Origin of the sequence: Rhodococcus sp. Leaf247 (assembly GCF_001426185.1) — a bacterium.
GTDB lineage: Bacteria > Actinomycetota > Actinomycetes > Mycobacteriales > Mycobacteriaceae > Rhodococcoides.
Map to the genome: position 1 here is coordinate 811,397 of NZ_LMRP01000002.1, position 13,569 is coordinate 824,965.

General features: G+C 67.5%; 12 protein-coding genes and 2 pseudogenes. 6 read left to right on the forward strand and 8 right to left on the reverse strand.

Annotated features, from left to right (window positions below; all coding sequences use genetic code 11):
• Window position 1: 1 nt before the first annotated feature.
• Window positions 2-653, reverse strand: a pseudogene (gene fgd / locus ASG64_RS22080) (glucose-6-phosphate dehydrogenase (coenzyme-F420)); the annotation flags it as partial.
• A gap of 1 nt (window position 654) precedes the next feature.
• Window positions 655-1,025 (reverse strand): annotated as a pseudogene (locus ASG64_RS22085) (LLM class flavin-dependent oxidoreductase); the annotation flags it as partial.
• A gap of 246 nt (window positions 1,026-1,271) precedes the next feature.
• On the opposite strand from ASG64_RS22085, the gene ASG64_RS13215 reads away from it, so the two are divergent.
• The 3 genes from ASG64_RS13215 to ASG64_RS13225 are packed head-to-tail and all read left to right on the forward strand — an operon-like array spanning window position 1,272 to window position 5,129.
• Window positions 1,272-2,381 carry an LLM class flavin-dependent oxidoreductase gene (locus ASG64_RS13215; protein ID WP_056074362.1) on the forward strand — a complete coding sequence of 370 codons (1,110 nt, stop codon included), beginning with the start codon at window positions 1,272-1,274 and terminating at the stop codon, window positions 2,379-2,381.
• A complete protein-coding gene (locus ASG64_RS13220; RefSeq protein WP_235579588.1) occupies window positions 2,378-4,198 on the forward strand; it encodes an FAD/NAD(P)-binding protein in 1,821 nt (606 codons plus the stop codon). The genes ASG64_RS13215 and ASG64_RS13220 overlap by 4 nt, the downstream gene beginning before the upstream one ends.
• Before the next feature lie 13 nt (window positions 4,199-4,211).
• Window positions 4,212-5,129 carry a TauD/TfdA dioxygenase family protein gene (locus ASG64_RS13225; protein WP_056074002.1) on the forward strand — a complete coding sequence of 306 codons (918 nt, stop codon included), beginning with the start codon at window positions 4,212-4,214 and terminating at the stop codon, window positions 5,127-5,129.
• A 6-nt stretch (window positions 5,130-5,135) separates the two neighbouring features.
• Here the strand turns inward: ASG64_RS13225 and ASG64_RS13230 are convergent, their stop codons facing one another.
• On the reverse strand, window positions 5,136-6,482 hold the full coding sequence (locus ASG64_RS13230; protein ID WP_056074363.1) for an HNH endonuclease signature motif containing protein: 1,347 nt from the start codon (window positions 6,480-6,482) through the stop codon (window positions 5,136-5,138).
• Window positions 6,483-6,553: 71 nt separating this feature from the next.
• Between ASG64_RS13230 and ASG64_RS13235 the strand changes: the two genes are divergently transcribed.
• From ASG64_RS13235 to ASG64_RS13245, 3 genes are read left to right on the forward strand one after another with little or no spacing between them, the layout of a single operon-like run.
• Window positions 6,554-7,222: a hypothetical protein gene (locus ASG64_RS13235; protein WP_056074003.1), complete on the forward strand. Its 669-nt coding sequence runs from the start codon at window positions 6,554-6,556 to the stop codon at window positions 7,220-7,222.
• Entirely contained in the window at window positions 7,219-7,995 is a 777-nt protein-coding gene (locus ASG64_RS13240) for a 2-phosphosulfolactate phosphatase (protein WP_056074004.1), read from the forward strand. Before ASG64_RS13235 ends, ASG64_RS13240 begins: the two co-directional genes overlap by 4 nt.
• Window positions 7,996-8,049: 54 nt before the next feature.
• A complete protein-coding gene (locus ASG64_RS13245) occupies window positions 8,050-8,325 on the forward strand; it encodes an ANTAR domain-containing protein (protein ID WP_042576126.1) in 276 nt (91 codons plus the stop codon).
• Between the two features lie 63 nt (window positions 8,326-8,388).
• Here the strand turns inward: ASG64_RS13245 and ASG64_RS13250 are convergent, their stop codons facing one another.
• Genes ASG64_RS13250 through ASG64_RS13270 form a run of 5 tightly spaced genes read right to left on the reverse strand, consistent with a single transcriptional unit; the run spans window position 8,389 to window position 13,472 of the window.
• Window positions 8,389-9,360 carry an isopenicillin N synthase family dioxygenase gene (locus ASG64_RS13250; protein WP_268793329.1) on the reverse strand — a complete coding sequence of 324 codons (972 nt, stop codon included), beginning with the start codon at window positions 9,358-9,360 and terminating at the stop codon, window positions 8,389-8,391.
• Window positions 9,357-10,151 carry a DUF1684 domain-containing protein gene (locus tag ASG64_RS13255; protein ID WP_056074005.1) on the reverse strand — a complete coding sequence of 265 codons (795 nt, stop codon included), beginning with the start codon at window positions 10,149-10,151 and terminating at the stop codon, window positions 9,357-9,359. Before ASG64_RS13255 ends, ASG64_RS13250 begins: the two co-directional genes overlap by 4 nt.
• On the reverse strand, window positions 10,148-11,269 hold the full coding sequence (locus tag ASG64_RS13260; protein WP_056074006.1) for an LLM class flavin-dependent oxidoreductase: 1,122 nt from the start codon (window positions 11,267-11,269) through the stop codon (window positions 10,148-10,150). Before ASG64_RS13260 ends, ASG64_RS13255 begins: the two co-directional genes overlap by 4 nt.
• Entirely contained in the window at window positions 11,266-12,576 is a 1,311-nt protein-coding gene (locus ASG64_RS22090; RefSeq protein WP_056074007.1) for an LLM class flavin-dependent oxidoreductase, read from the reverse strand. The genes ASG64_RS13260 and ASG64_RS22090 overlap by 4 nt, the downstream gene beginning before the upstream one ends.
• Window positions 12,573-13,472: an LLM class flavin-dependent oxidoreductase gene (locus tag ASG64_RS13270; RefSeq protein WP_082518423.1), complete on the reverse strand. Its 900-nt coding sequence runs from the start codon at window positions 13,470-13,472 to the stop codon at window positions 12,573-12,575. Before ASG64_RS13270 ends, ASG64_RS22090 begins: the two co-directional genes overlap by 4 nt.
• Between the last annotated feature and the right edge of the window lie 97 nt (window positions 13,473-13,569).

Sequence of the window (13,569 nt, forward strand, 5' to 3'; positions counted from 1 at the left end):
NGTGGTTGAGACCGGCGTCGACGTACGGCTTGACCTTCTCGACGGCCTCGTCGGGATCGGACGCGACGATCCACCGCTTGGCCACCTGCTCGATCGGCAACTCGTCGGCCGCCTTCTCCATCTCGATCGGATCGTCGATGGAGTGCTTCTGCTCCGGCGTCAGTGACAGCGGAGCCCAGAAGCGCGTGTTCTCGAGTGCCGCATCGGGATCGGTGTCGTACGAGATCTTGATCTCGATCATGTGATCGATGTCGTCGACGGGCCGCTCCATCTTCGCCGCACCCTCTGCGACGGCCGGAATCAGCTTGTCGGTGTAGAGCTCCATGCCCTTGCCCGAGGTGCAGATGAAGCCGTCACCGCTGCGTCCCGCGTAGCGGGCGACCACCGGGCCGCCGGCAGCGATGTAGACGGGGACGCCGCCCTCGGGCACGTCGTAGATCGACGCACCCTTCGTCTTGTAGTACTCACCCTCGAAGTCGACGCGGTCGCCGAGCCACAGCTCGCGCATCAACGACACYGCCTCGCGCAGGCGCGCGAACCGTTCCTTGAACTCSGGCCATTCGCCGTCGAATCCGGTCGCGATCTCGTTGAGGGCCTCACCGGTGCCGACGCCCAGCATGATCCGGTTCGGGTACAGGCACGCCATCGTCGCGNGGCCATTCGCCGTCGAATCCGGTCGCGATCTCGTTGAGGGCCTCACCGGTGCCGACGCCCAGCATGATCCGGTTCGGGTACAGGCACGCCATCGTCGCGAACGCCTGSGCGATCACGGCAGGGTTGTAGCGGAACGTCGGAGTCATGACCGACGTGCCCAGCTGCAGGGTCTTCGTGCGCTCRCCGACGGCCGTCATCCACGCGAGCGAGAACGGGGCGTGGCCGCCCTCGTGGCGCCAGGGCTGGAAGTGGTCGCTCACGGTCGCCGAATCCATGCCGGACGACTCCGCGAGAACGGCGATCTCCACGAGCTCGCGGGGGCCGAACTGCTCGGCCGATGCCTTGTATCCCAGCTTCAATGCCTGTGCCACNCATGCCGGACGACTCCGCGAGAACGGCGATCTCCACGAGCTCGCGGGGGCCGAACTGCTCGGCCGATGCCTTGTATCCCAGCTTCAATGCCTGTGCCACACCGAACTCCTGTCTCTTCGCCGGTAGGGATCCGACTCCTGTCATGTCTATCAGTAACGACGTTCGAATCGTCGTGCGCGCAACCCTGTGCGCCCGGGCTCCTCTCCGGCACCGTGGAACGGTTGCTCGAGAACGAGGAGTCCTCCGTGCGTTTTCAGATCCCGGACATCATCTTCAACCCGCCGCACCCCGTCACGGGCGAGTCCGTGCCCGCAGCCGACCGGTTCGATCGCGTCGTCGAGCTCGCGGTCCTTGCCGACGACCTGGGCATCGACTCCTACTCCGTCGGTGAACGGCACGCCGGTGACGTGCTGTCGTCGAGCCCGACCGTGATCCTCGGTGCGCTGGCTCAGGCCACGAGTCGGATCCTCCTGTCGACGGGTGTCACGGTGCTGTCCGTCCTCGACCCGGTACGCCTCGCGGAGGACTTCGGCACCGTCGATCAGCTCAGCCGCGGCCGACTCGAAGTCGTCATCGGCAAGGGCAACGAAGTGCTGCAGTACCCGCTGTTCGGCAAGGACATCGCTAAGCAGTACGAGTACCTCACCGAGAACTACGAATTGTTCCGACGACTCATCAGCGAGGAGAACGTCGGCTGGTCCGGGCAGCACCGCAGCCCCCTCACCGACGCGACCACCCTTCCGCGGCCCTACGCCGGGCCCTTCCGGATCTGGCACGGCTCGGCGACGTCGACGGAGGCGGTGGACCTGGCAGCGCAGTGGGGCGACCCGATCGTCTCGGCCAACGCGTTCCAGCCGCGCGAGAACTATGCCGTCCTCATCGACAGGTACCGCGAGAAGTACGCCGAGCACGGGCACGACCCGGACTACGCCTTCGTCGGGTCCGGGTCGGGTGGCCTGTTCCTCTCCGACACCACGGAGAAGGCGATCGAGGAATTCCGACCGCTGTACGAGGGCGCCGTCGCGCAGGCCGACAAGCGTCGACACGATCCCGCGGCCAAGGGAAAGGTGACCAGCTTCCGCACCGTCGAGGAGGCGGTGGACCGCGGACCGTCACTGGTCGGATCGTCCGAACGCGTCGCCGAGAAGATCGTCGACTACCACCAGTCCTACGGCCATGTGCTGCAATCGGTCTCGATCAATCACCTGCTCGACCCCGAGCACCAGAAGGACATCCTCCGGCAGTTCGCCGAGGACGTCATCCCCCGCGTACGCAAAGAAATTCCCGAGCCGCTGCTGTGGAGCGAGCGGGATGACCGGCGCGCTGTGGGCTTCACCGCGGAGTCGTGGTCGTGAGCATCGCCTTCGTCGGCGGCGGCCCCCGCGCCACCGGCATTCTGGAACGGATCGTCGGTCGCGCCGACGATCTCGCCGAACCTGTCGACGTCCATGTCATCGATCCGCACGCGCCGGGAGCCGGACGGATCTGGCGGCGCGACCAGGACCCGCTGCTGTGGATGAACTCCGTCGCGGCCGACGTCGCGATGCTCCCCGACGGGTCCGGTGGCCCTACGTTGGCCGAATGGGTGCTGGCCAATCGGGACACCCTCGTCACCGATCCTGGGTTGCGCGACGAGATCACACGATTCACGCCCTCGTCGTTCGCGTCCCGGTCTCTGCAATCGCACTACCTCGCCCACGTCTTCGAGTCGACCGTCAAGGCCCGCCCGGACAAGGTGCGGGTCCACGTGCACCGAGCCACCGTTCTCGACCTGTCCGAACATGCCGGGCTGCAACGACTGTCGTTGGATTCCGGCGAGGTGCTCGAGGTCGACGACGTCGTGCTCGCGCAGGGACAGCCCGACACGGAGCCTCCCGCGGACGTCGCCGCGTTCGCGCACTTCGCCGCCGACCACGGTCTGCGCTACATCGGGCCCGGGTACACCGCCGACCTCGATCCGACCGTCGTCCCCGAGCGTGAACCGGTACTGGTCTCCGGACTGGGGCTCGCCTTCGTCGACTGGATGGTGCTGCTCGCCGAGTCACGGGGCGGCACGTTCTCCCGGTCGGACGACGGAACCCTCGTCTACGCCCCGTCGGGACGGGAACCCGTGGTGTACGCAGGTTCCCGGCGCGGAGTGCCCTACCACTCCAAGATCTCCTACTCCATCGCCGACGCGGCTCCCCCGTTGCCGCGCTTCTTCGTTCCGGAGGCATTTCCCGGCACCGACATTCTCGACTTCCGCGCGGACATCTGGCCGCTCGCAGTGACCGAACTGGCGTGGGCGCACTACTACGAGTTGTTCGCGTCCCATCCCGACGCGGTTCGCGGGTCGTTCGCCGACCTGGAAGCAGCGTTGGAACGAGACGGCGCCGCGGCGGTCGGCGACCTCGTCGAGCGGATGGTTCCCGACCCTGCCGATCGTTTCGACATCGACGTGCTCGACCGGCCGTTGCAGCACGAGCGGTTCGACTCGCTGGACGACGCGGCCGACCGGGTCCATGCCTATATCGACGCGGACCTCCGGCGCCGGCGGGACCCACGGTTCAGTGCCGACGCCGCCGTCTTCACCGGGTTGCTCTCGGTCTACCGCACCGTCGGCGAGCTGGTGCGTACACAACGCCTCGCCCCCACCGACGTCGCCACGCAGGTGGAGGGAAATCTGCACTCGTTCTTCAGCTTCATCGCCAGTGGACCACCGCCCGAACGACTCGAACAACTGCTCGCGCTCGGCAGGGCCGGGGTGATCCGCTACCTCGGACCGAACGTCCGCTTCGACGTCGACGCCGACGGGTTCCGAGCCACGTCGACTGCACACCCGGACATCGTGCGGGCGGGAACGTTGATCGAGGCCAGATTGCCGGCTGCCTCCATCTCCGCCAGTGCCGACGTGCTTCTCCGATCGCTGCACGAACGCGGCGAGGTCCGCGAAGTGCGCGCATCGCCGACCAGCCCTGCCAAGCTGGCCGTCGACGGGTCGTCACGCGTGATCGACGCGTCGGGCACAGCTCACCCACGTCGATACGCCGTCGGAGCCTGGGTCGCCGGACACGCCTGGTCCGGGGCGTTCGCCCGCCCCGGCATCGACGCAGGATTCTTCCGGCACAACGACGGCATCGCCGCTGATCTGATCAGCTCGAGCACAACCGTTCAGGACCGACGCGCCGTGTGATGTTCTGTGTCGCATGCCAACTCACATCACTGCCACCAAACTCGGCGCCCATATCGGAGCGCGTATCGACGGGGTCCGCCTCGGCGGGGATCTCGACGCGGACACCGTGGACGTCGTTCGCCGTGCCCTGCTGCAGCACAAGGTGATCTTCTTCCGCGGCCAGGATCACCTCGACGACGAGTCCCAGTACGCGTTCGCCGAGCTGCTCGGAGCCCCGACGACGCCGCACCCCACCGTGACATCGCACGGGACGAAGACTCTCGCCATCGACTCGACGTACGGCAAGGCGAACAGTTGGCACTCCGATGTCACCTTCGTCGACCGCATCCCGAAAGCGTCCATCCTCCGTGCGGTCACGCTGCCCGAGTACGGCGGCAACACCACGTGGGCATCGCAGGTAGCCGCGTACGATTCACTGCCGCAACCACTCCGGGCGCTGGTCGACAACCTGTGGGCGGTGCACACCAACACCTACGACTACTCCGCCACGGCTGCCGATGCTGTGCGCGACGAGAACTCCGCGGCGTACCGCCGAGAGTTCCAATCGACCCGCTACGAGACGGAGCATCCCGTCGTGCGTGTCCATCCGGAGACCGGTGAACGGACCCTCCTCCTGGGACACTTCGTCAAGAGCTTCGTCGGACTGTCCACCAAGGAGTCGCACGCACTGTTCACCCTGCTGCAGGATCGAGTGACGAAGCTGGAGAACACCGTTCGGTGGCAGTGGCAGCTGGGCGACGTCGCGATCTGGGACAACCGCGCGACGCAGCACTATGCCGTCGCGGACCGGGGCGACCAGCACCGACGACTGGAGCGCATCACTCTGGCCGGCGATGTCCCGGTCAGCGTCCACGGTGAGCCCAGCCGCGTCATCGCGGGCGACGCATCGCACTACTCGCCGCTCGACAAGCCGACCCTCGTCGCCGTCTGACGACACCTATCCAGCCCACCTCTCGGTCACCAGTTCCTCGAGCCGAGCTTCGACGGAGGACGACGACATCGGGCGCGGCGGCACCGGCGCCGCGGAGTCGTAGGTGTGGCCTGTCGCGGTGCGGAAGCGGACGATGTGCAGGCCGGCGACGTCCTCTCGGATCCTCGTCGTCTCCCATCCGTCCGCTTCCTTGGCGTAGTTGCAGGCAGCGCAGAGGCCCATGCCGTTGTCGGCGGTGGTCGGTCCACCGAACCGGTGTGGGGTGATGTGGTCGTGGTGGCGGATCGGCGCGTCGCACCACGGCGTCCTGCACGTCCGGTCCCGGATGTCGATGTACAACGCCAGACCTGCGGGGAACGTCCGCGCACTGGACTCCATCGCCGTCAGGTGCCCGGTGGTCGGGTTCGCATACACGCGCCGCAGGGTCGCTCCGGCCCCGCCGGTGTCCACGCTGTCCGCTACGAGTCTGCGGGCCGACGCCGCCGGAACGGTGCCGTAGCCGGGAACGTAGGCGGCCTCGTCGCCGCCCGCGAGCAGTGTTTCGTCGGACATGACCATCTGCACGGCCACGGGGGCGCCCTGTGCTGCGGAGGCTCCGGTCACGCGCTCGAACAGCAGGTCTGCCATGACCTGGTCCCTGGTTCGATCTCCCGCCAGGCCGGACCCCACCATCGCGTCGGCGTCTCGTCGGAGCGTCGCGTAGACGCACACCGCCTGATCCATCGGCATCAGAGCATTCACGTAGGCCATGAACTCGGGTGCGGGCCGCACGCTCACCCGACGCTGAGACTTCGCCCGAGCATTGCGCTTCACCACCGACACCGCATCCAACTCCTGTGCGGCGGCGGCGGCCATCGCGACGATATGCGCGTCTCCCTTCCCGTCGAGGGTTGCCGCCTCGGCACACAGACGCCGGTCGACCTCGCGCCGATCCTCCGCCGACAGGTGTGCGGTCTCCCGGACCAGGAGCGTCGCTCGATACTCGTTCAGCAGGCCTCTGCGCATCAAGGCATGGGTGTGCGGCATCTCCTGCACCACCGCCCGCGCCAGGCCCAGATAGGTGCCGCCTCGATGGTGGGATTCACGGCGTGCAAGACCCACCTGCGACGCGATGCCGGCGTCCCATTTGTTCTGCGCCACCCCACGATCGCGGCGATCGGCGCGAATGACTGCGGAGACATGATCGGTCACCGAGGCCTGCGCCGCTGCCCCCACCGATTTCAACTCTTCCAGAGCCCTCACGGCGTCGATACCCGATGCGGCCGTCTCGTAGTCGTCGACAAGGCTCAATCGCGTTGCGAAATCGCGTATCTCGGCCACCGTCGGTGGTTCGAGCACTGCAGATTCGATCATGAATTCCCCCCGGATTCCTGAGTCCACCCGAAGGTAGACCAAGGGTCCGACACGATCGTTAGAGTCGTCCTATGAGCAGGCTTCCCGCCGCGAACGACCCCACCGACCGACTGGCTCGGCACATCGTCGGCACGTACTTCGCCCTTCGCGCGGCGCTGTCCGTCCTCGCGGTCGGGCTGCCGATAGTCCTCGTCGAGTGGTCGATTCTCGACGCCGACCTGCCCGTCCTCGGGTCCATGAGCGAGTACTACTACAGCCCCGTGCGCGACGTGTTCGTCGGCGTGCTCGTCGGGACCGGGATCACGCTGATCTGCTATCGCGGGTACGGCCCGCTGGAGAACGGACTGCTGAACGTGGCCGGTTCGCTTCTCGTCGTGGTCGCGCTGGTCCCCACTGATCCACCGGGAGAGAGCGAATTCGGGCTCCGCATGGCGGTCCATGCCGCAGCGGCCGTCGGATTCTTCGTCAGCTTCGCCGCGTCCGTGTGGTGGTGCGCCGACGACACTCTCGACACGTCCCGGGACTCTGCTGCCCGCATCCGCCGCTATCGCATGGCCTACCGGGCGGTGGCCGTGATCGTTGTCGTCGCTCCGGTCTCGGCGCTCGCGCTGGTGCTCGTTCTCCGCCAAGGCGCGTTGGCGGTGCTCGTCGTCGAAGCCGTAGCCGTGGCGACCTTCGGCATCTACTGGGCGGTGAAGTCGTACGAGCTACGCGGAACCGAACTGGCCGAGCAGCCGTGAACCCCGCACATCGCCAGCACGCATACCGCGAACGTCTCGAGTGGGGACTGCGCGGCGCCGACGCCATAGCCGCCGACGCGGACATCGCCGTGGTCGTCGACGTGCTGTCGTTCACCACGACGGTCAGTGTCGCGCTCGACCGAGGTATCCAGGTGGTGCCCCATCGGTGGAGTGACGCCGAAGCGGTCGCCCGACGCTTCGACGCAGCAGTAGCCGTCCCTCGCTCGCAGTCGGGCCCCGGCCGAATCACGTTGTCCGCTTCTTCGATCCGTTCGGCCGACCCCGTACCGCAACGTCTGGTCCTTCCCTCCCCCAACGGATCGACCATCGCCGAGGCCTTGGCTGCCGTCCCCGTGGTGATCGCTGCGTCCCTTCGCACGGCGACTGCGGTTGCTGGATGGATCGCCCGAACGTCATCACCGGACGCCACGGTCGCCGTCGTCGCGGCGGGTGAGAGGTGGCCCGACGGGTCGCTGCGCCCGGCGATCGAGGATTTCTGGGGTGCGGGGGCGGTGCTCGCGGCCCTCGACGAGGAACGCGGCCTGCACTCGCCGTCGCCCGAGGCCCTGTCAGCACGGGCGGCGTGGCTGTCGATCCGCGGTGATGCAGCAACAGCGTTGCGAGACTGCAGCTCCGGCCGAGAACTCGAGGCGATCGGCTTCGGCGACGATGTCACAGTCGCCGCGGAAGTCGACCGGAGCACGTGCGTGCCCATCGTCCGGGGCGGACTGTTCGTCGACTCCGATCACGCCGATCCGAACCATCGCCGGTAGCGCCACGACGAGCAAGACTGTGCGCAGCAATCCCGACGGAGAGCAGGAGCGACCATGAGCTACACACCCGATGCCAACGTCCACCGCCGAGAGATCGATCTCGCGGTCGGCGTACTCATCGCGCTCCGATCGGTCAGCGAGGGCGACGCTTTCGTCGAGCTGGCCGACCATGCTCGCTCGACCGGATCGGGTCTCGTACCCAGCGCTCGCGCCTTGGTGGCTCTCGCACGCGGTCACCGATCCGACACCCCGGCAGGACGCGCAGCCGAACGTCGGTGGGGATCGGCGCTGAACCACCGATCACCAGCCGTACACACCCCCGCAGCCTGAAAGGCCGTGGCTTCCCCGCCTTGAGAGACTACGGCGTTCCAGTCAGCGGTGGGTCGGACGCTCTCAGCGCATGATTCCGTGATGCCGTTCTGCCACATCGGGATGCGCCCGAGTGCGGGACTTCCACGCGTTCTCGCCGTACGTCGTGAAGATCGGGTTGTCCGGGTCGGCTTCGACCCCGCGTGAGCGGGCTTTCAGATCGGTCGGCAGATCGATCACCGGCACGCGTGCGTCGAGGGCCGGGCTGAGGAAGTAGGGAATCGAGATGCGGTCGGACCCGGGCGTCGGCGCGAGCACGCGGTGCCGTGTGGCCCTGAGGTAGCCACCCGTCGCCACCTCGAGCAATTCGCCGACGTTGACGATGAACGCTCCCGGCACGGGCGGGACGTCGATCCAGTCGCCGTTGCGTAACTCCACCTGCAGACCCTGCGACTCCGGCTCCACGAGCAGCAGTGTCAACACACCGGAATCCTTGTGCGCGCCCACACCTTGCGGATTCTCGGCACTTCCCGGATAGCGGACCACCTTGATCAGCGTGGCGGGGAGGTCCGCGAACGCGGCATCGAAGATGCTTTCCGACGCCCCGAGAGATACTGGCCAGTGCCGGAGGAGCCGCAGCCCGACCTCCGACAGCGCCCGGTCCCACGTCTCGAAGGCGGCGCGGAGTTCGGGCAACGCCGACGGCCACTGGTTGGGGCCCTGCAGGTTCCAATACCCTTCGGCGCCGATGATCACGTCGCGCTCGGGTCCGATGTCGATCTGTTCACGCCAGTCGACGGCGCCGTTCGTCAGTTCACCACCGAGCCGCGTGTAACCCCGGAATTGCGGCGAATTCAGTTGGCTGATCTCGTCTTTGGCGTCCGCCGGCAACGCGAAGAAGGTGCGCGCCAACGACAGGACGGTCGACACGAGCTCAGGAACGACACCATGACCGGTCAGGTAGAAGAACCCGTAGTCGTGGGTTGCCTCGCGCAGCGCCGAGCGGAACTTGTCGACATCAGCGGTCGACATGTCGAGAACGGGCAGAGTTGTCACCTGATCGGAAGCTTCTCACCGGCCTCGACCGCGACGGACAACCGGTTCTCGGGCGGCGCCACCGGGCACGTCGCGTAGTCCGTGAGAGCGCACGGCAGGTTGGATGCGCGGTTGAAGTCGAGAGTCACACGGCCGTCGCTGTCCGGATCGGCCACGGCGAGTGATCGGCACGCCCGATACGTGGTGACGCCGCTGGTCTCGTCGGTGAACAGGATGTGGAAGCCGCTCGCCTTACCGCGGAACGCGACGAGCTGTCGCGGCGCTCCGGCCAACTCGAAATCGATGACACCGAGACCCGCGTGATGATGTTCCAGCCCTTCGACCACGGCACCGGTGGTGATGGTGCGTACATCGTCGAACGGGGTGAACGTCCCTGTCACGAGCCATCTCTCGTCCGGCTCGAACGTGGGTATGCCGCCGAAGGCAGCCAGGGTCGGCGCCTTCGGATCGTGCACCCGCAACGCGACGGATCCCGTGCGGCGGATGACCTCGATGTGGCGATCACCGGCCGCGACGAGGAGCCCCGGTGCACCCTCGACGGGATGCAGCACCGTGGTCCCGTCGACCGGGACGTCGTCGACCGACAGGCCCTCGGAGACATCGGCACCGACGTACACCGCATCGTCGTCGGCACGCCACAGGCCGGGCAGGTCGTCGACGGCGGCGTCGGTATCGGTGAGCCAGAACAGTCCTGTCAGCGCGACCCAGCCCAACGGATCTCGGAAGTAGGCCTCCCGATCCGCATGCCAGGCATGCCAGTCCTGCTCGAACGACGTGAGTGAGAGTGTCATGACGCGAACTCCTTCTGTTCGTGAGATCTGATTCTGCTCAGGACGGCGCCGACATGCCGCGCTTCCTCGATATGCGGATAGCCGGACAGGATGAATTCGTCGACCCCGGCGTCGCGGTACTCCTCGAGGCGCTCCACGATCTGGTCGTGGCTGCCGACCAGCGCGGTTCCTGCGCCGCCGCGGACCAGCCCGATGCCTGCCCAGAGATTCGGGGCGACGATCAGAGCGCGGCGATCTCCGCCGTGCAGGGCCGACATGCGACGCTGCCCCTCCGACCCCAGTGCCGACAACTGGGCGTGCCGCGTTGCGATCGTCGCGTCGTCCACATCGGCGATCAGCTCCTCGGCGCGGGCCCATGCCTCGTCGGCCGTTTCGCGGGTGATGACATGGATGCGCAACCCGCCCCGCACCGTTCGCCCCTGCTCCGCGGCGAGCGAGCGTACGCGCGCCAACTTCTCTGCGACGGCGTCGGGCGGTTCACCCCAGGTCAGGTACACATCCGCGTGCTCGGCCGCGACGCGGAGCGCAGCGTCGGAGGATCCTCCGAAATACACGTCGGGAAGCCGGACGGGTGCCTGACCTGCGAATCCGCCGCCGTTCGGACGATCCACCGTGAAGTACGTGCCCGACGATGTGACGGGAGCACCGTCACCGACCGCACGCGCGATGCCCAGGAACTCGTCGGCGCGCGCGTAGCGCTGGTCCTTCGACAGCGTGTCGCCGTAGGCGCGCTGCTCAACGTCGTCACCGCCCACGACGACGTTGAGCAGGACGCGGCCGCCGGACAACCGATGGAACGTGCTCACCATCTGCGCGGAGGTCACCGGCGACACAGCGCCGGGCCGGAACGCCACCAGGAACTTCAGACGAGTGGTCGCCGGAATCAGCGCCGCGGTGACCAGCCAGGCGTCCTCGCAGTGCCCGCCCGTCGGAGTGAGCACGGCCTCGAAACCGAGTTCCTCGACGGTCACGGCCAATTCGGTCAGGTACTCGAGCGTCGCCTCCCGGTGTCCGTCGACAGATCCAGCCGTGGACGCGCCGCCGATCGAGACTCCGTGCGAGCGCGCACCGAGCCTCTCGTCGTCACCCCCGGTGGGGAGGAACCAGTGGAATCTCACTCGCCGATACGGGGTCGACGCAGTCCGAGGTGCTCCCTCAAGGTCGACCCCTCGTACGCGGCCGGGTACGAACCACGTTCCTGCAGCTCGGGAACCAGCTTGTCGACGATGTCGTCGAGCCCGCTCGGCACGAGGTACGGCGTGATGTTGAAGCCGTCGCTCGCCCCTCCGCGGACCCATCGGGTGAGCTCGTCCGCGACCTGGCTCGGTGTACCCGCGAATCCGGTGCGCGCCGACGTCTCGATGACGACCTGCCGCAGCGACAGGTTCTTCGCCTCGGCGAGCGACCGCCACTCCCGCACGCGTGCATCCACATCGATGCCGTTGAACGCCGACCCACGAGCACCGACGACGCCACTGACGATCGGGTCCTCGGTGGGGAGCGGTCCGTCGGGATCACGATCGGACAGATCGCGCCCCCACACCTGGCCGGCGATCGACAGCGTCGTCGGGCCGGTGAACTGACCTTCCTTCACCCAGCGCACCTTCTCATCCACGTCCCGCTCGTGGTCCGCGAGGACGATCTGCGTGCCGGGCAGGATCTTGATGTCGTCGTCCGGTCTCCCCCTGGCCACGAGTCGCGCGCGGATGTCGTTCGCGAAGTCGAGTGCGTCGTCGAAGTGGGTGCCGTGCGCGGAGAAGATGACGTCGGCGTGCTGGGCGGCGAAGTCGCGGCCGGTGCTCGAGTCCCCCGCCTGGAAGATCACCGGGTGATCCTGCGGACTGCGGGGAATCGGTGCAGCAGAGGCGATGTCGAACTGCGACGACTGGATACGCACGGAGTCGGACGTACCTCCTGCGTTCCACAACGCCCTGGCGACGTCGAGGAATTCGCCGGCGCGCACGTACCGGTCCGCGTGGTCGAGGTAGCCGCCGCGTCGGAAGTTCTCGCCCGTCCACGCGTTGTCCGTCGTCACGACGTTCCAGCCCGCGCGACCGCCGGACAGCACGTCCAGTCCCGACAGCCGACGCGCGAGGTCCACCGGTTCGTTGTAGGTGGTGTTCTGGGTGGCCACCAGTCCGATGTTCGTGGTGATGCCGGCGAGCGCCGCCAACTGCGTGATCGCGTCGGGACGACCCGCGATGTCCAGGTCGAGGATCTTGCCGCCCTGCTCTCGCAGCCGCAGCCCTTCACCGAGGAAGAACGCGTCGAACAATCCGCGCTCGGCGGTCGTGATGAGCCGACGGAACGTCTCGAAGTCGGTCTGCGAGCCACTGGCCGGGTCCGACCAGATCGTCGTGTGGTTGACGCCCTGGAAGAAGACACCCAGGTGGACGGTGGCGTCGGGACGGAAGAGAGCGGTCATCGCGCAGCCTCGAATCGGTTGACGGGGCGGGCCAGGCCCAGGGTGGAACGCAGCGTCGTCGCCGGCACCGGCCGATGGGCCAGCCCTCGCTCGAACAGCTGCGGAAGCAGATAGCGTGCGGCGACCCGGAGTTCGCCGTCGACCGACGCGGGACGCAACCTGACTCCGCCGACGGCATCGTCAAGGGCGGCGATGCGCTCGACGAGAGCCGCCGCTGCCGCCGGATCACCGGGGGCCTCGACATCGAGAACGACGTGCGCCCCGGACACCGCGCGCGCGTCCGCCTCGTTCTCCACGAGGACGACGTCGAGCAGATCGGCGTCGATCTCGCCGAATCGGCCGAACACCACCACCTGACCCTGCGGCGGGCGAGGCACGATCGCGGGGCCCTTCACCGAATACTTCTCCCCGACGAAGTCGACGTAGTGCAGCTTCTGCTGGTTCAGGAACCGGCCCGTCGGGAGGTCGCGGATCACCGCGTCGTCCTCCCACGAGTCCCACAGTCCGCGCGCCACCGTCACCGAATCACGTTGCTCGCGTGCCAGATCGACATCGATCGAGACGACCTCACGGCCCCATGCTGCGGCGACGTCGGGTGTCAGCGATCGGGCAGCCACCCATCCCGCCCGGCCGCGGGATGCATAGTCCAGCGATGCGAGCTGCGACGACAGGTGGAACGGTTCCGCGTAGGTGGTGCTCGCCGTGGCGACCAGGCCCACCGTGCTGGTGGTCGCGGCGACGAAAGCCGCCCGCGTGATCGCGTCGACACCACCCGTCGCGAGGTCACCGTCGTCGAACGTGACGTAGCCGAAACCCGCGTTCTCGGCAGCGGACGCCGTGGCGGCCGTGCCGACCCCGACCCCGATGTCGATGCCGAGTGTCACCGTCGTACTCATCCTGCACTCCCTCGTGTGTCCCCCGGAACGATCACGGTAGGACCGCGACGGCAGGCGCACACGAGTTGAAATCGCACAGATGCGAACGGAATGAACC

Coding starts and splice junctions, on each gene's coding strand:
- ASG64_RS13270 (WP_082518423.1), bottom strand. CDS start 13,472: ATGAGTACGACGGTGACACTCGGCATCGACATCGGGGTCGGGGTCGGC.
- ASG64_RS13255 (WP_056074005.1), bottom strand. CDS start 10,151: ATGACACTCTCACTCACGTCGTTCGAGCAGGACTGGCATGCCTGGCAT.
- ASG64_RS22090 (WP_056074007.1), bottom strand. CDS start 12,576: ATGACCGCTCTCTTCCGTCCCGACGCCACCGTCCACCTGGGTGTCTTC.
- ASG64_RS13235 (WP_056074003.1), top strand. CDS start 6,554: ATGAGCAGGCTTCCCGCCGCGAACGACCCCACCGACCGACTGGCTCGG.
- ASG64_RS13230 (WP_056074363.1), bottom strand. CDS start 6,482: ATGATCGAATCTGCAGTGCTCGAACCACCGACGGTGGCCGAGATACGC.
- ASG64_RS13245 (WP_042576126.1), top strand. CDS start 8,050: ATGAGCTACACACCCGATGCCAACGTCCACCGCCGAGAGATCGATCTC.
- ASG64_RS13225 (WP_056074002.1), top strand. CDS start 4,212: ATGCCAACTCACATCACTGCCACCAAACTCGGCGCCCATATCGGAGCG.